Annotated in this window: 9 protein-coding genes; 5 read left to right on the top strand and 4 right to left on the bottom strand. The window is 46.9% G+C overall.

Features of this window, described 5'->3' with window-relative positions; genetic code table 11:
• Positions 1-40: 40 nt before the first annotated feature.
• The gene (locus F0316_RS06885) at positions 41-1,690 is read right to left on the bottom strand and encodes a S16 family serine protease (RefSeq protein WP_001965088.1); all 1,650 of its coding nucleotides are present in this window, start codon (positions 1,688-1,690) and stop codon (positions 41-43) included.
• Positions 1,691-1,853: 163 nt separating this feature from the next.
• Here F0316_RS06885 and matP point away from each other — a divergent pair, with 163 nt between their 5' ends.
• The 3 genes from matP (at position 1,854) to F0316_RS06900 (ending at position 3,106) form a co-directional block, all read left to right on the top strand.
• On the top strand, positions 1,854-2,303 hold the full coding sequence (gene matP / locus F0316_RS06890; RefSeq protein ID WP_000877146.1) for a macrodomain Ter protein MatP: 450 nt from the start codon (positions 1,854-1,856) through the stop codon (positions 2,301-2,303).
• Positions 2,304-2,322: 19 nt separating this feature from the next.
• The gene (locus F0316_RS06895; protein ID WP_001918575.1) at positions 2,323-2,640 is read left to right on the top strand and encodes a DUF3634 family protein; all 318 of its coding nucleotides are present in this window, start codon (positions 2,323-2,325) and stop codon (positions 2,638-2,640) included.
• A 154-nt stretch (positions 2,641-2,794) separates the two neighbouring features.
• Complete coding sequence (locus tag F0316_RS06900) at positions 2,795-3,106, top strand: hypothetical protein (RefSeq protein ID WP_000948763.1); 312 nt, start codon at positions 2,795-2,797, stop codon at positions 3,104-3,106.
• A 387-nt stretch (positions 3,107-3,493) separates the two neighbouring features.
• Here F0316_RS06900 and rtxA read toward each other — a convergent pair whose 3' ends face one another.
• The 3 genes from rtxA to rtxH are packed head-to-tail and all read right to left on the bottom strand — an operon-like array spanning position 3,494 to position 17,989.
• Positions 3,494-17,131 carry an MARTX multifunctional-autoprocessing repeats-in-toxin holotoxin RtxA gene (gene rtxA / locus F0316_RS06905; protein WP_172625977.1) on the bottom strand — a complete coding sequence of 4,546 codons (13,638 nt, stop codon included), beginning with the start codon at positions 17,129-17,131 and terminating at the stop codon, positions 3,494-3,496.
• Between the two features lie 23 nt (positions 17,132-17,154).
• Positions 17,155-17,616, bottom strand: a complete 462-nt coding sequence (gene rtxC / locus F0316_RS06910) for an RTX toxin-activating lysine-acyltransferase RtxC (RefSeq protein WP_001910779.1) — start codon at positions 17,614-17,616, stop codon at positions 17,155-17,157.
• A 25-nt stretch (positions 17,617-17,641) separates the two neighbouring features.
• Complete coding sequence (gene rtxH / locus F0316_RS06915; protein WP_001906284.1) at positions 17,642-17,989, bottom strand: protein RtxH; 348 nt, start codon at positions 17,987-17,989, stop codon at positions 17,642-17,644.
• Between the two features lie 425 nt (positions 17,990-18,414).
• Between rtxH and rtxB the strand changes: the two genes are divergently transcribed.
• Positions 18,415-20,520, top strand: a complete 2,106-nt coding sequence (gene rtxB / locus F0316_RS06920) for an RTX toxin T1SS ABC transporter subunit RtxB (protein ID WP_149560561.1) — start codon at positions 18,415-18,417, stop codon at positions 20,518-20,520.
• Positions 20,517-21,878: an HlyD family type I secretion periplasmic adaptor subunit gene (locus tag F0316_RS06925; RefSeq protein ID WP_172625978.1), complete on the top strand. Its 1,362-nt coding sequence runs from the start codon at positions 20,517-20,519 to the stop codon at positions 21,876-21,878. Before rtxB ends, F0316_RS06925 begins: the two co-directional genes overlap by 4 nt.
• The last annotated feature ends 2 nt before the right edge of the window (positions 21,879-21,880 follow it).

Here is a 21,880-nt window from a genome sequence, read left to right on the forward strand (position 1 = left end):
GGTGCATGTTAGTGAACACGTGTACGCCAAACAACTCCGATCAGTGCCAGCTAAGCCAGTTTTTGATCCGTTCCACAATTCCGTGCGGTTGCACAAGTTTTTCAAAATTATCAATTCTTTCTGCGATCTTTGCGATCACGCTGTCTTCATCTTCTCCACGGAAAGGTTTACCCATGAGAAGAGGAATCGCTTCATCCACCGTCGAAACAGGCCAGATGTTGAATTCACCATTCTTAATGCTTTCTACTACTGATTTATGAAGCGCCAAGTGTTTCAGGTTCGAACTTGGCAAAATCACACCCTGTTCTCCAGTTAAACCTTGGTGACAACAGACGCGATAAAATCCTTCAATTTTTTCATTCAGACCACCGACCGCTTGAACTCGGCCAAATTGGTCAACAGCGCCAGTAACGGCAATCTGTTGGTCAATCGGATACTCAGAAAGCGCACTCACTAATGAACATAATTCCGCCAGTGAAGCGCTATCACCATCAACTTCACTATAAGACTGCTCAAAAACAATCGAAGCAGAAAAGGGCAGAGAACCATCAAGATTCAAGGCACTACTCACAAAAGCTTGCATAATCATCATGCCTTTAGCATGCAGGTTGCCGCCTAACTCAACTTTTCTCTCTACATCCGCAATGTCACCATCACCAAAATGGATCACACAGGAAATTCGAGCAGGCTCACCGTAAGGCATTGGGTGTCCAGTAACTTCGATGACTGTCAAGCCATTAACTTGCCCGACTTGTTCACCCTGGGTTTCGATGATCACTTGACCGTCAAGAATGTCGTCTAGAGCTCTTTCGGGTAAATAAGACTCGCGCAGATAGCGTTTATCTAGAGCAATTTCAATATGTTCAGCGTCAATCAACGGATCTTCAGATTCAAGGCGAGCTTCTTCAAGTAACGCTCGATGCCACATTAAACAAAGGGGGGCGTAATGTTGATCTTCAGTATAACGAGCACCAGCCGTCATCAGAGACTGGATGGCAGAGCTGGTTAATGAAGGCAAATTGTACTGTTCACACAACCAGCGTAAGTAGCCGAGGTAGTCTTCAATCGTTTCTTCTTCTATCTTGAGATCTAATTCAAGCTCTGAAAACAAACATAAGCCGGAATGAATATCAGCATCTAAAAAATCCAGATCGCCAAGCTGCGTGCGATCACCGACAACAATAAGTTTAACGTCGTAACTTGAACCTAAGCGATTAGGGAGCGGAGATTTTGGATCGCAATTGATAGGAGAGACAGTTTCACCCAAAACGGCGGCTTTTACTGTTGGCCAATAGCGTGGATTAGCCAGCAATAAATTCGCTGAAACAATCAAATAACCGCCATTCGCTTGTTCGAGATATCCTGACGTTTTATGAACTAGACCACCATGCTCAACTTTGACTTGGCCTAGAATCTCTGAAATATCTAACGTCTCTGTACTCACGACAGGAACATCAAGATCCTGCTCAAGTAATGCGTCTTTAAAGAGAGAGCGATAAATCGAGTTATCGGGAGCATTAATCAAGAGGATTCGACTAAACCCTTTAAGGTGAACAAACTGTTCAAGCGCACTGGTTAAACGAGGCTGAATCTCGATCAGTGAAATGGGAGCTAGGTTAGGGTAGTTTTCAAAGACTTTGTTAAACTGCTCAAATTGAGGCGTTACACTGCGCCAGATGCTTTGGGTCATTGAGATATCGAACTGATTGAAAAGAGCCAAATTATATAGAAAAAGCCGAGCAGCGAACAGTGAAAGTCGACGATGATCTTTCTCGCTTTTTTGATAGGGAGAATTGCAAGTCTGCAGACAGTGGGTTACGCTGTCACTGTATAACAATGGAAAGTGGCCGAAGATGAAATATCAACAACTTGAAAATTTAGAATGTGGTTGGAAATGGCAGTATCTCATCAATAAATGGAAGGATGGAGAGCCCGTTACTCGCTATATTGATAAAAGTGAAATTGAAGCTGCGGTACAGAAGCTCAGGGCGATAGAACATGAACCAACCCATGTACTGTCTTGGATTGAAGAACATATGTCCTCTGAGCTCGATAACAAACTTAAACAAGCGATCAGAGCCAAGCGTAAGCGCCACTTTAATGCAGAACAAATCCATACACGCAAGAAATCTATTGATTTAGATTACCGAGTTTGGGAAAAATTATCCCTAAAAGCCAATGAGTTAGGTTGTACATTATCCGATGCGATTGAGTATCTACTCAGCGAGGCTTCAAGAAGTGAAAAGGCAAGCAAAACCGTCAACAGTTTAAAAGAAGATCTCAGTCGGTTATTAGCAGAATAAGGAGATGTCTCTTATGGATATGCTGTATGTAATACTTGTTGCGGCGATAATTATCTTCTGGCTAGTCGCGATCGATAGACCCATCTTGGTGGTCAGCTTCAAAGATGGTCATCTTGTTCGTAGCAAGGGACATTTTCCGCCAACATTCAAACATAACCTTATCGATATCGCTCAACATGAACCTTTTTCAGGGGAAATTAAGGTGTATCAACAAAGGACTGGAGCCAAGCTGGCGTTTTCGAAGCAAGTCCCGAAAAAGATCCAGCAAAGAATCCGCAACGTATTCCCACACCAAGGATTTACACGCCAAAGCTCGACATTAAAGAAAGGTCGCTAAGCGTATCATCCTTGCTCGACATCGTCATTGCAAGAAAAAGCAGGTTAAGCTCCAAACAGCACAAGTTCAAACTCGCCAAGAAGATATTTCTGTTACATTTTCCTCCTTGCTTAATCTTGGTGAGGTGAATTTGATGAAGTTTTTGAGGCGAGTAATGTTGAGCATTTTCCTCACAATTTTTAGTCAATCGACGCTTGCGGACGATGCGGATTTGAATCGAGTGGCAAAGAAAATCAAGACTCAAATTGAAAAGTCGCTCAAAAAGAGCAAAAAACCACTTGAAGGTTACTGTGATGTTTTTGTTGATTTAGATTACACACATCCGAAAAACGCTGTCGTAAAGAAAGTTTCCACATTAGGTGACAACGAACTTTGCTTTATCGCAAAGAAAACCATAAAAGTAGGCAATAAATATGCTTATGATTGGCCAGAGAGATACATAAGAGTTCAAGTGGTTTCGAAATGAAATCCGTTACAAAAATCATCCATAAATCAAAACACCTTAGTGCGCATTAGGTATATTATGTTAAATGGCAATATAAAAGCAAATCGCAAACCCCAATCTGCTCCCTATTCTTAATCCAACATTAAACATAACCGTATTTACCATAAAATACCTAATAATCATATTTATCATTTGACAATGTTAAGTATGATTATTAGTGACATTGTCACTGTACTTACGTCAATTGTGTATGCCAAAGTGTTTGTGTAATCCCTTGATTTGAAAACCTGTTACCAACACATTTCAAATGTGTTTAGGTTTGCTTCGCTAAAAAAGAACTCCACACTAAGGCGGAGTTCTTGGATATTTTGGCAGCTTGTTTTTGCTGCTTAAATTTGGGCTACGCGATTACACCATCAATCCTTTTTTGTGAACCACGTCTGACCACGCCATGCTGATCGCAGCTTGAGATTTACTCTCTAGGCTGTCGATAAAGCCATTGTCACCCGCTTGCGGTTCAAAACCACTCATCGCTTGAACCAGAGCGTCAATCGCACTATCCGATAGCATGGTGTATTCACGTTCACCCGACAGGTCTTTCTCACTCATTCCGATAACCACTTGAGCGCGGTTACCATTAAAGTAATCACTGAATGTCACCGAACCAATATGCTCAAACTTCGATTGGTCACTGTCGTTAGACGGATCACGCAAAATCGACAGTTTCAGGTCATACCCGCTGCGCTCGAACCACAGTTTCTGCCAATCGATACCATTGAAGACAATTTTATCTTCGCTGCGAATGTCTTGCACAAGGTTGTCGATAACATCACCGCTCACCACAAAGCTGTCCACATCCGTGCCACCTTTGAAAGTATTTTGATAACCACCAAGTACCATCAGATCACGGCCTTCACCACCGTTGAACTGGCTAAACTTAGAGATGGCCGCTGCAATCAGGTGATCATCTCCATCACCACCGTTTAGCACGGCATGGTAACCCATCAGTTTCACCACATCGTTATCCGCACCGGCATTGATACGGTTATAGTTACCAAAGACATTGGCAAAGTCATTACCTGATCCGAGTTCCACTTGGTTATTGTTGCCAATCGTAACGGAGTAGTCTTGATCATCTCCCGTATCCACACGGTTGAAGTTGCCAGAAGTCACCACATAGTCACGACCTGACCCTGTATCAATTTCACCACCTTCGCCAAAGACAAACGACTGGTCGTCACCAGCACCAAGGAAGACATGGTTAATGCGTCCAGCAACCACTGCTGTGTCGTTGCCATCGCCACCAAACATCATGTTTTCACGTCCCATCAGAACGCCCATGTCGTGGCCTTCTCCACCCGTGAAGATGTTTGACGTGCCTGTTGCGTAGAACACATCATCGCCTCGTCCGCCCCAGAAGTTGTTGTTATCTCCGAGATACGCACCGAGATCTTTACCATCACCACCCCAGTTGAAGTTGTAGTTTCCTAGGGAGATGTTGATATCACCATCTCCTTGGAGATGGCCACTATTACGAAGGAAATCAAACGTTTTCTCCTTCATGTTCAACAAATCAGCAGTGAGATTCTGTTTGAGATTCTCCACCAGTGACTTCATTTCCTTCTGCTTATCTTGGCTGAAAATAGTCGCAAACAAGTTAGGCAGGTTAAGCGAGTTAAAGCCAAGGGCACGATCTTGTGTTTCTGCTGTTTCAGTATTGCCATCAGCCATAGTCGCACCTTGCGCACTGTTCACGTTCGCACCATTAACAGAAACCGAAGAATTGTCCTTTTCCTCTTCAGGCGCTTTCTCTTTCAGCCCATGAGTTTCAGCAAAAGACTTAATGCCATCCGCTCCCATGTCGATACCCGCTTTCAGGCTATCTAGCAACTTAGCTGGGTCGACAAAAGCCTGCAGTTGATCTCCGCTGAACTCACCGATGACTTCCTGCATCTCTTTGAGAATCACCACTCCATCGACGGCTTGACCATTACGCGAAACAATTTGACCTGACGCGGTGTAATCCACACCAAAAATATCCGCCAATGTCGTTTCAGCCCCTACTCCTGCTAACTGGCCGAGTAGCTTATTCTTGAGCTGGCGCGGCAAATCTTGTGGCGTATAAGTGAAGGTGGTTTTTGCTTGTCCCGTTGCGGTGAACTGCTGCGTCATGAGACCAAACAGTGAACCTAAGTTTGTATCCAAAATCGACTGAATGTTATCGCCGAACATAAAGTTCCAGTTACCCGTCGTGACTTGAATATCCGCCCCTTGTCCACCTACGGCAAAGTTAAATGCTAGCTTTTCATTGGCTTGACGAAGCTTATCAGCGCGGCTGAGCTGACTCGTGCCACTATTACCGTTACCGCTTAGCCACTGATTGTATTGCTTATTCAGTGTCGCTTCTGCATCGTGCTTCAGGCCACGGCTATCACGTTCATTTTGTGAATCCAATTCAACTAATGTGGTGTAATCCACACTGCTACTTTGATCCAAACCAGACATATCTTTGACGAACTTCTTCGCGCCAGACAGTGTCCATTGCTGCTCTTGAGCGGCAAGCCAATCTTCTCCCTCTCCAGACGTAGCAATACTTTGCAGCACACCAGAAATACGCGCGGCACCGTCGAATGGATTGACGAGTGGTGGAGTTGGGATCGACTTATCCATCATTAGGATCAGATCATTACTGTGTCCGAAATTAAAGCTCACATTACGGTTACCGAGGAACATTTGCGCTCCTTCCAGTGCTTGATAGCCACCGATATCGACACTGTGTTTGCTTTCACCGTCACCGATATGAACCATAACGTTATTGTCACCAAAGGCCAGCGATTTAAAGCCACCAGTACCGACTTTAATACCCACATTCGATGTGCCCCAGTTCACCGCCGTAAACTCCCCTTCGCCCACGTTAACTTGAATGTTACCTGAGTAGCTGAGTTGATTACTGTTGCTAGAATTAGCAATCACTTCCGTTTCTGGCTTGCGTTTTTCTGGCGCATCAAACACGTCATTATTGTCACCGATCGCGCCACGAGCAGGCTCATCAACGTCGCTGACACCAATACGAGAGAGATCGATGTCGCCTTCCGCAATACCATTGCGAATACGTTCATCCTTGGCAACAACTTCACCTTGCGCGTCCCAGCTTAGCGAAACTTTGTTGTTTTCTGCCTTTTGAACCCAATCGCCATTCGCGTCCTTGGTATGCTTACGTCCCGCCTCGTCTATGGCCAGTTCAGAACTACGAACAGAGACATCGACACGAAGACCATTCGCATCCATCGCGTTAATAAACTGATGACCAAAGCCTTTTTGCTTGTCGTCACTCACCAAAGAACAACCAACAATACTGATGTGATCCGGTTTGTTGTTGATGTTTTCGGCTTGATTAAACGACTGTTGGAACTTGGCCAATTTCACGGCCAACTCATCGGCACTGTAACCACTTAAGCGAGTATTGTTACTTTCTGAGTGATCGCGACCATGCCCCACCAACTGCCAACGTAGCTTTCCATCCAGTTTTGACGGATCGCCATACACCACGCGATAGTTGCCGTCTGAATCGAGCTGCACCACCACACTGCTTTCTGGATGCTTACCCGCAAGGTTCGCAGCCGCTTTTGCAACAACATCATCGTTCTCCATTTGCACGATAATTTGACCGTCGAAGCGGGTTTCACCACCATCTGTCGTTGGTGTAACCGTAATCGGGCCCCAGCCATTAACATCTTGATTATGGAGTATTTTTCCATCCGCTAATGCTTCTTTACTATCCACCACTTGCAGATGATCATCCTTATTTGAGACGCCTTGATCCTTGGTTGATGTGGTATCCAACCCTTGTTGATCTAGGTCTTCATCTACACTTGCACTGCTGGACAAACCGGAGACAATTTGATCCGCATATTGACTCATCAAACGGTTGCTTGCTTCGTGACCATAGAATGTCTGCTCACCAGTGACGTTGTAACCAGAGGCAGTGAGTTTGGTACGAAGTTTCTCACCTTCGTTACCCAAACCTTCGTTATCGGTCAACAGCAGAATGGATGTTTCTTTTGGCAAACCTTCGAGATTTTTCTCTACAGAGAACTGGCCGTTAACCGCTTTCGCGATAGCCCCCACAATGCCCGCTGGATTCGCCACTTCGTGAGCGGTGATGGCTTTGGTCATGCTTGGCATAGGACGGTCAAGCAATAAGCCAGACACCGCTTGGCCGTTTTGCGCGGCATAACGTGCTAAATCTGCGGCAATTGGACCGCCCATTGAGTAGCCGTGAATGATGATGTTGCTTGGGTCAATACCCTTATCATTCACTAGGTAGTTGAACATGGTGCGAGCATCTTGGTACAAGCCTTTTTCGCTTGGTCCACCGTCGCTTTCACCATAGCCACGCAGGTTGACTGCGAGCATATCGATACCTTGCTTCTGGTAGTGATTTCGAATCGCGCTCGCTTGCTCTTCAGCAGAAGAACCAGAACCGTGCAGGAACAATACGACTTTGCCGCTTGTCGTGCTCGTTTCACCTTCCCTTGGGGCAGTTCCCTGATGGTAATACCCCGTTAGACGGCCCGCTTCTCCTTGCAGAGTGATTTTCTGCGATTCACCTTTTTCCACCGCATGATCAAGTAGGGTTTGCGTGATTTCGCCAATCTTACGGCGAGCCTCTTTATCACCATACAACTCGTTATTGAGGAATCGAGTCAATGGGCTCAGAGATTCTTTATCGCGCGGTGGCGTACCATCATTTTCAATCGCCACGTTTTCTTTGGGCTTCTCATTGCCTGACAAGGCATCAAGGACATCAGTGACTTGATGACTTTGCTTCTTCGCGGCAATTTCCATCTGAGCTTCCTGCAGTGCCTGACCAAAGTTGAAAAGCTCGGTCGGCGTCCAAACACCAAACTTAGGCAGCCATGTATGGCCAATCAGTTTATCCGCCCCGCCGGCTTTCAACACTTTAGCCACTGTGCTGGAGCAGTTTTTGGTCAGTAATTGATAGCGAGCATCCGGATCGTTGCTTAGACGATGCCATTCTGCTTGCATTGCCGCCACATCGAGGCCTTCAAGGTTAATGCGGAATACTCGACCTTGATCGGCTTGGCTTGCTTTGAAGGTTTCGATCTCTTCCAGTGCTCTTTCTGCAAATTGGCGAACCACATTGCCGATGCGCTTTTCAAGCAGTTCGGGATCGTCACTTCTTTGAGCCTGTAGTCTGAGCTCTTGCGCAAAACGGTTTGCCACGTCCATCATGTCATAACTGGTGTCATTCCATTGTTCGACAAATGGTTGGAAAACATGTGCAGGAATACCTGTCGTTTCGAGCATATCTGGGTTACCCAGTAGTACGCTCGCGTAACCTTCAGAAGCCTCTTTAAATGAAGCGTCAATTCCTTTCGCAGCATTGAGCTTCTCGATAAAGCGTTTCAGCTTAATGTCGCCATCATGCAAACCAAAGCCATCGTTTTCTTCCGAAGCAACATCATGCTCAAGCGTGTCATTTTGATGTGCAGGTTGACTGAAGTCGCTCCAGCGCAGCTTAAGATCAGGTTGGTCTTTTGTGGCCACATTCAAGATATTGCTGATATTGGATGACTTGCTGCCTAGTGGCCACCAGCTTACGTAATTTTGCTGGTTAAAATCAGCTGCAGCTTGACCTTCAAGTTGCGTGCGACCTTGGCCTATTTGCAATGCGGCATGACCTAGCGCGCTATGATCACTCGGTTTCCAAACGTACAACGTGGCGCTGACAGGTGACAGATGCTGTTCAATCGCTTGATGTACTTTATTCAAACCCGCGATATCAATCCCTTTACCGTCTTTGGCAAGATCTTTGGCTGATAATCCAGCAAAAATTGTATCCGCAACGGTTTGACCGTACTCGTTACTTACTGTTAACTTCACTTTTTCAAGCACAGCTTCGCGGCTACCTAGCAGATCGATATTGGCAAGATTACCTTTGCCTTTGGTAACAAAGTCACCATTTTGATCCAGATAAAGGTGCTTACTCTCTTTCAAGTTAGCGGCTTCTAGCTGGTCATATAGTCGGCTGAAACTGTCTTGCGCTTGGATAGTTTGCTCAGCAACTGACAGCAGTGAAACTTCACCTAAACGCGTATTCACCTGATTTAACAGTGAATTCATCGCTTCAACACGACCTGAGTCTGGGTGTCCGAGTACATAGCCTTCAATTTTTTTACGCAAGTTGAGCAGTTTTTCCACGGACTCCGGTTCATAATCTGCGTGCTCAGTGATGCTGGCGTGGTAATCAGTCAATGCGTCGATCACTTGCTGATAGCTTTCACCGCGGATCTTACCCGTTACATTCGCCGCATCCAGTAGTTCAGTGACTGACATCAGCTCTACTGTGGCGTTGTATTGCCATGCACCATCGACTTTTTGCGCCAACACATGTGTACGACCTTCATGGTGTGAAATCACCTTGTTATCCACCAAGAAGAGCTCGTCTGGCATTTGTTCGAAATTATCGAAGTTGGCCAGAATGAAGCGTTCGATGGCTTTGTGCTGAGCCGCGTCTTCAGGGTCCTCAAGAATAATGGTTTTACTCTTGTCTTCGGTTCCTGGCCAAGCACGCACTTCGAAGCCTTCATCTCCTTCTTGTACCAGTAGATTTCGTTCGGTACGCAGTGCATAGAATGGCAGCATGTCATTTAACATGGTGTTAATTATGGAAGCGACGTTTTCTTGCTGCTTGTTATGCTCTAGATTCGACGTTTCACCTAAAGCGTGTAATTCTTCTTTATCGTTAGAAGCAAGCTTGGTAGATGTGAGCGTCTCATGGTTATCAGTATAAGGAGCGGTAATTTTCGCCCATTGTTCAGCATGCTGCGTCATCAACCATTCAGCTTTGTGATTGGCGGATGCACTGGACTTAGGATTTTTGACTGGCGGCTGTCCTTTGCTTGCTCGATACTCCTGATACCAAGCATCGAAATCCTCACTACCGCTAACCAAAGCATTTACTTCAGTAATGATGGCTTTACGGCTTGCCGAGTCAAAATGATCGAGTGCCTTAACATCCACTTTCACCGTTGACGCTGTTTTGGGTACAAAGTCACTTAATGCACTCGGTACACTGCGAAACTCAAATAAGATCGCTGGTTCAGGCTGTTGCACACTTCCTGTCGTCGCATTATTGATTCCATGTCCAGCGACTTCTCCACCATATTGGAAGTATTCAAACACGTTCTTAGCAAGGCTTTCTGAATAGGTGCCTTTCAGCTTTTCCGCAATTTGTTGCCTTACGTAGCGTGAGTCTTCCGCACTCAGAAGTTCCAGCATTCTAACGGGTTTAGTTCTTGGCAATATGCTCCAAGCATTTTTGACTTTCGGATCCGTTAACCCTTGAGCATTCGGTGAAAAACCTTCAGAGGCAGGATCCCAATCATTGATGTAGATCCCATACTCTTTGGCCAAATCTGCTGTTTTTGAATAGACAGACGTGAGATAGGCATACACATTTTGTGCTGTAGCGGGATCATCCAACGTGGTGTTTTTCGCGTTTGCTAAAAACTCATCTCTCAACCCTGCTTGATACCAAGGCGCAGATTCAAGCAGTCTGACTTCCGGCGACGAGCTTGTACCAAATTCTTTCGCACTGATCGCCATTGTTGCTTGTTGACCACTAGGAGTCATTCCTATGGTCTTGCCTTGTGCATCAATAGAGGTTCCGTTACCCGCCGCGATAAGATGCTTAGAGTTCGATATAACCAGTGTGAAACGACCGTCATCACTCACTAAATGAGGTAAGCTTTGGTGGTTAGACTGATTGATATGATCGGTAAACTCTTTCGCAAGCCATAGCATTGCCTCTTTACGACTTTCAATCGCTGCTGTATCACTGATTTCACTAGGATATGTAACCAGTTCAATCGTATGCGTCTGCCAGTTGTTCACCCCTTGAATATCATTGATACCCACTGGGTTGCTATAACCACCTTGATTCATATCCTTGGTTAGCATGAACAATGGGTTACCTTGTGAATCATGCACATAGCCAAAAGTCTGCGCTGAGTTTTTCGGTAAAACCACCACCAGACCGGATAGCTCATTTTCTATACCAATGGATGTCGATGCGAAATGGCTTTTAAATCCGGGGACACTTTTCGAAGCCAGTTGACCCGTTGGTTGACTTCCCTGTACCGCACTTAGACTTTCGAGGTTCACCCCTGAGATACGGACGTCTCTACGAGTCACTTCTTGGCGATCTGGTTCAGGCGAGACTTTGGTAGGAACAACAATGCTCTTGCTATTTGTTTCAGAGAACATAGAAGTCATACTGCTAACGCTGTTTTTCGCTCGAATACCTGCGTTAATTTGCAAACGGTTCACTGCGTTGGTCGCACCTTCTAGCGCTTCTTGCTCTTGTTCGGTCAAACCTTCACTGAATCGGCCATCGGCGTTGGTTTGGCTGTCGGTTTTGACATGACTGTCTGTTTCGCCAGCGCCTTCCACGCTATGAGCGTTACCCGAAAGGCCACTACCAGTCACGCCTTGACGATCAGGACGATCACCTTCGCTTTGTTTAGCACCTTGAGCATCAGCTTGCGCTTGGTTGGCTTTGTTTTCCGCCACTTGCACATCACGATCGCCGCGTGATTGAGCGTTATTTACCGCATGATGTGCATCAGATTCCGCTTGTTGCGCATCCTTACCTTTTGCTAAAGCATCAGCTTTACGTTTTTCAGCATCGGCTTGAGCATCAGCAATATCTTGCTCTGCTCCCGCTCGATTTTGCTCGCCTTTGGCGACTCCCGCTTCAGACTTCGCAACCGCATCTTTGACTTTATTTTGATTGTCCGCGTGCGTCTGCTTCGCCTCAGCAATCTTCTCATTCGCGAGCTGCTTCGCATCGTCGAGTTGAGTTTGAACGCCAGCCAACAGACCGCTAGCAAATTCGTTACGCCATTGGTCGCCTGACTCGCCAGTATGCGTTGCTTGGCTATCAAGCACATCGAGACCTTGCGCCAGTTTTGTCAACTCAGCCGTGATAGCTTCTGATTCTTCTTGCACCGCATCACGTTGAGCTTGACCGTTATTTTCTAAGGCTTGTTGGTCGGTCGACTCCAACTGACTTTGTGAACCTGCGACAGCATCAAGCTGTTTCTGTTTTTCTTGTTCTAGACGTTGGCGATCCGCTTCTGCACGCTCTTTATCGGATAGAGCATTCTGCGCTGCTGGGTTTTGCGTTGCGTGCTCACGGATTGCATTGGCTTGTTGCGATGACTCTGAGGTCGCCACCACATTATCTAGGATGTAGCCCAGTCCATCATTGTGGCCTGTGCCTTTGAATTCGATACGGTTACTGCCAGCCTGCGCGGTCAGCTTTAAGGTTTTTTGCTGCCAAGCAGACTCGTCACCCGACGATGAGAATACCACTTCACCGTTCCAAAGAACTTCGATGCCTTCGTTATTAGAAAGGCCCGCGCGTTTTGCAAAATCAAAGCTCACCGCAATAACTTCACCTTGCGCTAGATTAGCCAGATCTTGATAGAGACTGGTGTTGGTATAAGTATCGAGCTCGGTCACACGTGCGCCGTGACCTTCACCCTCTACACCATACACACTGCCTGCATAAGAGGCTTCAACCCCATGAGTAGATTGCCAGCCATGTTCGCCCAGCTCGAAATCCCCATTCACAATCAGATTCGGAGCTTGAACGGAAGAATCATCAACATTGAGCGCATGCTGCATCTTGTTGAGATCTGGGGTATCAACCTTAGTCACGCTGCCCGTGAGACTATCACCGAGGTCAGAACCGACTTCCTTAATGGCATCCATTTGGAAACCATCCAGTTTGGTGATTTCAGGTGTAGTAATCGCACCACGACCTTTATGCGTGCCGGATGAGGAGGCTTCATCGCCTTGCACTAAGTAGTTGATGGCTTGGCTGCCACCGACACCGAGTACAGTTTGTTTGATGTTATCAAACAAGGCAGAGAGCTTGTTGCTGCTGGTATTGCTCGATGCCACCGCTAAACTATAGAAATCGCCGTTACCGACTTTGATGGCGACGTTGTTTTGTGCGTAGGAGGCATTGATGTTGAGACCGTCCCCAACGTGAATATTGGCGTTAGCTTTGCCCTTCATCACAGCGACATTGAGCCCATCACCCACTTTCGTGTTGATGTTATATTTGCCCCAAGCGACGTTGACGGATACCCCATCACCGACCTTGGTGTTGATATTGGCATCGCCGTAGGCAGCAGTGACACTTAGACCGTTACCCACGGTGGTGGTGATATTGGCTTGGCCTTTTGCCGCCGTCACCTGCATACCATCACCCACTTTGGTAACTATGTTGCCTTTACTCCAAAGTGCGTTAAAGCTATCACCATTACCCACTTGAGTAACAATGTTGGCTTCACCTTTTGCCAGTACCACGTTTTGGCCATTACCGACTTTAGTAATGACGTTCGCTTTACCCCAAGCGCCAGTGTAGTCGTCGCCATTGCCCACATGAGTAATGATGTTGGCTTCGCCTTGCACCACGGAGACTTCTTGGCCATCACCCACCTTGGTGATGAGGTTGGCTTCACCTTTGGCAAAGTTATAGCGATCACCGTCGCCCACTTGGGTAAACACGTTGGCTTGCCCCCAAGCGACATTAACACCTAAACCATCACCGACTTTGGTAATGAGGTTGGCCTTACCTTTGGCAATACCAATGGTGGTGCCGTCACCAACGTGGGTCATCACGTTGCCGACATCGGAGATCAATAAACCAACGGTTGTACCTTCACCCACCTTGGTGAGGATATTGCCTTTACCCGCCAATACGGCTGCGGTGGTAGCATCACCAACATGAGTCACGACGTTGGCTTTGGCCGCGGCCACCACACCCATGAAATCATCACCCACTTTGGTAACGATATTGGCTTCACCCAGTGCGAGTACACCGGTTAAGCCATCACCGACATGGGTCATGATGTTCGCTTTACCGAACATCGCCGCTAACGTGGTGCCGTTACCAACCTTAGTCATCACGTTCACTTCGCCAGCAAACAGCCCTAGGCTGGTACCATCGCCAACATGGGTCATGATGTTCGCTTTGCCGACCATCAGCGCCGCCGTGAGATCATTGCCCACTTTGGTCATGATATTGGCTTGGCCGATCATCGCCGCAAACGTGCTGCCATGACCAATATGGGTAAAGATGTTGGCGTTCCCCACCATCGCCGCGAGTGTGGTTCCATTACCCACTTTTGTCGCAACGTTACCTTTGGCTAACATCAGTGCCACCGACATGCCATCACCAATGTGAGTGAAGACGTTGGCTTCTGCTACCATTAACGCGAGAGCATCACCGTTGCCTACTTTGGTAAAGACGTTACCCAAGCCGCCCATCAGCGCCCAAGCATTCCCTTCTCCCACATGAGTAAAGATGTTGCCCGCGCCAATCATGACTGCAATAGAGGTTCCATCACCCACTTTGGTGAAGATGTTACCCGCCGCGCCCATTACGCCAAGGGTTTGGCCATCACCCACATGCGTCAGCACGTTGCCAACGCCAAGCAGAATGCCGGTCGTGTCGCCGTTACCTACTTTGGTGAGAATGTTCGCACCGCCGACCATGACACCCGTTGTGGTGCCATCACCCACATGCGTCAACACGTTTGCGCCACCGCCCATCACCGCAAGGGTATTACCTTTGCCTTTTTTGGTGAGAATATTTGCACCGCCAAGTGCCACAGCCGTGGTATTCGATAATTGATCATCATTGCTGATTTGGGTTATTACGTTCGCGCCACCCAGCATACCCGACGTGAGTTCACCCTCACCCATTTTGGTCAGTACGTTTGCACCGCCAGCGAGTACCGCAGCAACATCACCTTTGCCGACTTGCGTCATCACATTGAAACCGCCCGCCGCCAACCATAATCCGTTGCCAGAGCCGATTTGGGTATGGGTGTTGTAGCCACCGAGCATGGCGACACGACTGTTGCCATTGCCCTTGTGCACAGAAATGTTGCCGTAAGCCAGCAAATGCGCAAGGTATTGACCATCGCCAATTCGAACCAATACGTTTACCGCACCGCCCGCGTAAACATCCATCTTGCCTTGCTTGCTTTGGTGTACCAATACGTTCGCCAAACCCGCACCGCGGAAGGTGAGATCCCCTTCCTCGCCACTTTTGACAATCACGTTTGCCGCACCACCACCGTTAAATTCGGTATTACCAAATTGGGAGCTATGCAAAATCACATTGGCAATACCGCCACCGTTGAAATGCACATTACCGCGAGTCACATTGGACTTGATGACGTTACCGCCACCGGCACCGTTGAAACGAACATCACCTGAGCTTTCACCGCTATCGTTTGCGGGTTTAAACAAGGTTTGATCTGTGTATTCTTCGATATCCGCTACGGTTTCGCTGGTACTTCTAACGGCGTTTACGCTGTAGTGCAAGTCACTGAGCGAGTAGCCACCTTTGCCCATTGGGTTATACCCAGTTGCAGATGAAATATCTTGGTTGGCTATATTGGCCGTGTGATCACCTTCTTTATACCAAGAGCGAGCTTGATATTTCAGTGCCCCGGTTTCGGGATCGTTTGCCAGTTCCACCACCACAATTTTTGTGTAAGGCCCAAGCACTTTGGCATAAATGTAAGTGTTGGGTTGGCGGTTGGATTTTACCGCTTTGACATCCACCTTAGTGCCATCAGCATAAATCGCATGACCGCCCATTTTGGCATCCGACAATGACACCTCTTTCGCATCAATCACCGCACCATTGGCGTAAGTCACCCACTCGTATTCAGTCAGGCTTTTTTCAACCGCATGAACGGTGACGGATTGCTGATGTTCAACTTTGAGGTCAGATAGCGTGTAGGCGCCATTGATATTAACGGCTGTGAAACCACCGTTGTCGGAAATGTCTTGATTCGCTAAGTTGCTTAGATGGTTACCCTCTTTATACCAAGCCGTAGAGTAATATTTCAGTTCTCCAGTTTGAGGATCATTGCGTAACTGTACTTTGTTAATTTTGGTATACGTAGAGTCTGCGAAAGCAAAAAGATATGTATTAGGCTCGCTAGCCGATTTCACCGCTGTGACATGATGATCTTGCCCTATCCATGAGCCACTCATCACGGCCTTAGTTAATACAATCTCATCAGCCTTAGCATTGGTCATGCCTTCTTTCGCAAAGTCATTTCCAGAACCTTTACGAATAATGGTGTTGTACGCACCGCCACCCGAGAAATGAATGTCACCATGAGCCACATCAGAGTAAAGACTGTTGTAACCACCCACACCTTCAAAACGAATATTGCCGCGGGTTTGTGTGTAGACATCTTCGGCCTGATGTGTCCGCTCAATGCGGTTTGAAGCCCCAGCACCTTGCAGAGTAATATCGCCCACTTTGCCTTTACGGACTAAATGGTTATCCGCACCTGCGCCACGGAAGGTGATGTTACCGGTTTCAACGCGTGAACTGATGCTGTTCGCGGCACCGGTACCATCAAAGGTCACATCGCCATGCGAGCCTTGATAACGGTTAAACCAAGTACGGTCTAATTTATTACCTGCGCCTGCTCCTGTAAAAGACAGGTTCCCTTGGTTGGTTTCATGCCAGAGGGCATTGTATCCCCCCGCGCCTGCAAAGGTGACATTACCGCTCAACCCTTTACGGGTAATGCCATTATAAGCCGCGGCACCGCCGTAACTGACATCACCATGATTACCTAAGTGGTCAATCGACACACCACCGGCGGCACCAGCGAATGACACATTGCCATCGCCACTTTTATTAATGTCTGCATACCCAGCTGCGCCTTTTACAGTTAGGTGGCCAGTGGAATCTTCCACTTTGAGATAGGCAGATCCGCCCACGACCGTATCGTTGCCGCTACCGGTGTACACCGTTGCACCAATCGATCCAACAGTGACGTGGTCGTCACCGCCGTAGGCATGAATTTGTCCCCCAAAACCAATGGCTACAATGTTGTTGTTTCCATCGTCGGCGGAATAGTTTCCTGTGAAGAAGTATTCAACACTTCTCCAAAATGGTTTTCCCATAAGCCAAACTCTTCTTTTAGGGATTAAATAGAAAACCACTGCACCTTTCGGATACAGCGGTCATTTTGAGCATCCACCTTGCCGCGGACAGTACAGACTTTCTGCCCCTGCCACGGAAGAAATACACGACGACGAAGATCATTGACGACCTCGCGACCATGCCCGAATGGAGCAATCATCTCTGGAATGTAGATTTGCTGGCCCGAACGCCAGTCGGATGGAGTTATTTCGCGCACACCAGAGAGCAGCTCATCTCGGATCTGCTCAGAGACAAACGCCCAATTACAAAAGGCAATTGGACGCCCATGCTCATCTTCGTAATAGCAAAACTGGTTTAGCTCAAACGCAGGCAGAATGCGTTGCAGCCATTCTGCAACCACATAACGACGATGAAGCGGCGAATGCTGGCTGAGCAGCATCACACCACCTATCATCTGTTGTATTTGCGCTAATGTGAGATTTGCAGGTTGATGTGTAATAGACATGTGCCCAGTATCAACCGATGCGCGGTTACTTTTTCACCTGAGCAGGACGTTTCTTCGCTGCGGTTTTCTCTTCCGCGGCGGCGTCTTCTGCTGAATTTGCGGTGGCATCACCTGCTGGCAGAAATCCAGCAGCAACAAGCTTATTAAATTCGGCTTCCATTCTAGGATCTTCTAACATGTTTTTGATCATAGAAACCATGTACATAAAACCGGATGCAGGCATATGAACAACTTGCTTTAATTCAAGATCATTATCGCTTTCAGCCATAACGCCGTGCGCCATATTTTTTTGATCCTGACCTACGAAATAAAGAGAAAACACACCTTTATTGTAGTTAACACTCGAGACTGTCTGAACGAACTTCTCCATCATAAATTTCCCCATTTATTTTACACAGATATGAAAAGATGGTTTCTATGAACCAATCTTTTCCAGCAAGCCCAAAGGGCAAAATATAACAAATCAAACCTAGGGTTATTATTGTATTATTTATTTGAAGGCGGGATATTACATCGTTAAATCATGGCTATCAACCGACTTAAACACATTAAATTAGAGTATATATTCTAATTTAACAGTGCGGTACTCCCTCAATTTCACACAGATGCAATCATCATACAAATTGCACATTAACGTGACTCATATCATTAATTTATATCAAAATTGGCTACAAAACAGACTATTTCAGCATTTATCATACAACGCTGACGGTAATTGAGGATTGAACATGTTAACAAGCGGTGATAGGATGCCGCCCTTTCAAAAATGCTGTAATACATCGGCGAAATAATTTAATGATATCCAACAATGAAAGACTCACGCTGATATGCATTCATTTTTATTTAAGCGTCATCAGCGGTAATCGAGAAAAAATAAAAGACGAAAGTCATTTAACTGACACTAAAAACTTCAAAGAAGAACTGAACAAAATACAGAAAGAACACAAAGTTAAAATACGCACAAAATTTTCACAATTTAAAAACATCGAATCACTAAAAACACCTGCAATTTTATTTGATCAGCACGACTTACCATTTATTCTAGCAAAAACTAATAAAGATAAATGTTTAATACAAAGACCTAATAAAGAAACTCCCGAAGTTATCTCTTATCACGAACTTAATTCTGCTTGGAATAAAAAATCGTTAGTAATACAGCAAGCACAATCGCGCTTTGATATCACTTGGTTCATTCCTGAATTCCTCCAGCATAAAAGAGTGCTGAGCGAAATTCTTTTATTTTCGTTCGTACTGCAAATTCTGGCTCTGATCTCACCTCTGTTTTTTCAAGTGGTGATGGATAAAGTCCTGGTCCACCAAGCTTGGTCGACGTTGGATGTACTGGTATTTGGTCTAGTGATTACAGGGGTGATCGAAGTGGTGTTACGCGGATTGCGCGAATATCAGTATGCCCATACCGCCAACCGAATTGACATACAGCTTGGACTTAAACTGGTGCAGCATCTGTTTGGACTGCCGCTCATGTTTTTTAAATCACGCCAAGTCGGCGCGATTGTCACGCGTGTGCGCGAGCTCGACACCATTCGCGAGTTTTTGACTGGCTCTATGTTTACCTTAACGGTCGAGCTACTGTTTATGTTCGTCTTTCTTTACGTCATGAGCTTACTTTCTGCTCCGCTCACAGGGCTATTTATCGCTACTGTGCCCTGTTATGTCCTTCTCGCTTGGTGGCTCACACCAAGAATGCAGGCGGCGATTGAAAAGCAGTTTTCACATGCTGCGGCAAATACCTCATTTCTCACTGAAACCGTAGCCGGTAGTGAAACGCTGAAAAGTTTGGCAGTTGAGCCGCGATTTATCCGACGCTGGGATGAACAAACCGAAAAAATGGTCACAACGGGTTATGACGTCCAGCAGCTTAATAACCGCTCTAACCATTTAGTGCAGTTGCTGCAAAAAATCACCAGCGTCGCCATTTTATGGTTGGGGGCGACGGAAGTGCTCTCACTTGAGATGACCATTGGTCAACTGATCGCTTTCAACATGATGACCAACCACATTGCGCAGCCCTTAGCGCGGATGGTCGAGCTGTGGGGACAATTTATTCAAACTCGGGTCGCCATCGAAAAGCTCGGCGATATGCTTAACCTACCAGTAGAACAACACACAGGGAGTGACAATGTCACTATAAGCGGCGCTATTAGTTTCAAAAACATCCTCTTTCGTTATCAACCGGATATTCCTCCTACCATTAATGATTTGTCGCTAGACATCCGTGCAGGTGAAACATTGGGGGTGGTCGGCACCTCGGGCTCAGGCAAAAGCACCCTCGCCCGTCTGTTGTTGCGACTTTATAGCCCTGAGCAAGGCAGTATTACCATTGACGGCATTCCACTCAATCACATCAATGTTCAACAGCTCAGACAGCGAGTGGGTGTGGTATTGCAAGAGAACTTTTTATTTCACAAAAGCGTGAGTGAAAATATTGCCCAATCTAAGCCTGAGGCAAGTTTGGAAGAGATCATTGAGGCTGCAAAACTCTCTGGCGCACATGACTTCATCCTCAAACTTCCCATGGGTTACGACACAGTATTAGCGGAAGGTGGTCAATCGCTTTCAGGTGGTCAACGGCAGCGTCTCGCGATTGCACGCACCCTTTTATCAGATCCGAAAGTGCTGATTTTGGATGAAGCAACCAGTGCGCTGGATGACGAATCTCAAGCAGTCATTCAAGCCAATATGGCCAGCATTGCCAGAGGCCGTACGGTGATCACGATTGCTCATCGCTTGTCTACGGTGCGTGATTGCGATCGCATCATAGTGCTTCATCAAGGCACGATTGTTGAGCAAGGCTCACACCAACAATTACTCGCCTACGGCAAACAATACAAACAGTTATGGCAGCTTCAGCAAGAGCTCAAACAAGAGGAAGCCTCCGCATGAACACCATCATGAAGCGTTTCTTTGGTCAAAAGTCACCACACCAACCCACGGAACATCACTATGAGTTTTTGCCCGCACATCTTGCTTTGGCTCAGCGTCCACCCTCGCCTTTTGCTCGCGTCACTGCGCTTACGCTCAGCTTAGGTGTGCTCGCAGCCTTGCTCTGGGCGTATTGGGGGAAATTAGATGTACAGGCCACCGCTACTGGCCGCCTTGTTGTATCTGGGCGTTCGCAAGTGATCCAGTCTTATGAGCAAAGCCGACTGTTAAGCATCCATGTCAGAGATGGTCAACGAGTTGAAAAAGGCGCCCCATTGCTGACTCTTGATACCTTGGGCGTCAATCAAGATATTACGCGTTTGGTCAGCCAAGCAGAGTTTCAAACGAACGAGTTGATCCGCTATCGCACCTTACTTAATGGCCAGCTCTTGACTCATGACCCAATGTTTACCGCTCTACCAGCCGAACAACAAGCTTTGATCCATGAAAACTATCTCAGCGAAAAAAACGAATTCGACTCAACGCTGGCAAGCATCACCGCCGAGATGAAGGTGAACCGCACGTCGCAAGCCGCGCGCCAAAGCGATATCCATGCGTTGTTGCAGCTCACAGAAAACATCAGTCAGCGCCTTGCCGCCCGCAAAAAGCTCAACCAAGTCAAAGTGATCGGTCATATCGAGTATCTTGAACAAGAAAAAGAGCTGCTCGAAGCGCAGCGCCAAGTCGCCCAACAGCGAGCCGAGCTGGAAGTGCTTAAATCACAATATGAAAGCCTTGAAGAGCGGCTAGCGGGCTTCAAAGCGCAAAAGCAGCGAGAGTGGTTGGAAAAGCGCAGACAGGCCAGATTGCAATTGGCTTCTTTAAATCAAGAACTTTCTAAGGTTCGTGAGCGTGAGCAACTCGAAATCATCCGCTCGCCCGTTGACGGCACTGTGCAACAGTTGAGTGTCTATACCCTTGGGGCAGTACTGCAACCGGCACAAAACTTGATGATCATTGTGCCTGAGAACCGTGTGCAACAGGCAGAAGTGCAAATTCTCAATAAAGATGTGGGCTTCGTGTATCCAGGCCAATCGGTCACGGTCAAAGTCGATGCCTTCCCCTACACACGATACGGCACAATCGACGCAGAGCTACTCAGTATCTCGCGAGACTCAACAACAGATGAACAGTTAGGGCTGGTGTTCCCTGCTCAAATTCAGCTAAAAACCAACCATATTATGATTGATGGACAAACGGTCGAACTCACTCCCGGCATGTCGGTCGTCGCGGAAATCAAAACCGATAAACGACGTGTGATTGACTATCTGCTTAGCCCGATTCAGGAATACCAAGCTGAAGCGTTGAGGGAGAGATAGCA

It is taken from the genome of Vibrio cholerae (assembly GCF_008369605.1).
GTDB lineage: Bacteria > Pseudomonadota > Gammaproteobacteria > Enterobacterales > Vibrionaceae > Vibrio > Vibrio cholerae.

Coding starts and splice junctions, on each gene's coding strand:
- F0316_RS06900 (WP_000948763.1), top strand. CDS start 2,795: ATGTTGAGCATTTTCCTCACAATTTTTAGTCAATCGACGCTTGCGGAC.
- rtxC (WP_001910779.1), bottom strand. CDS start 17,616: ATGTCTATTACACATCAACCTGCAAATCTCACATTAGCGCAAATACAA.
- rtxH (WP_001906284.1), bottom strand. CDS start 17,989: ATGATGGAGAAGTTCGTTCAGACAGTCTCGAGTGTTAACTACAATAAA.
- matP (WP_000877146.1), top strand. CDS start 1,854: ATGAAATATCAACAACTTGAAAATTTAGAATGTGGTTGGAAATGGCAG.
- F0316_RS06925 (WP_172625978.1), top strand. CDS start 20,517: ATGAACACCATCATGAAGCGTTTCTTTGGTCAAAAGTCACCACACCAA.
- F0316_RS06895 (WP_001918575.1), top strand. CDS start 2,323: ATGCTGTATGTAATACTTGTTGCGGCGATAATTATCTTCTGGCTAGTC.
- rtxA (WP_172625977.1), bottom strand. CDS start 17,131: ATGGGAAAACCATTTTGGAGAAGTGTTGAATACTTCTTCACAGGAAAC.
- F0316_RS06885 (WP_001965088.1), bottom strand. CDS start 1,690: ATGACCCAAAGCATCTGGCGCAGTGTAACGCCTCAATTTGAGCAGTTT.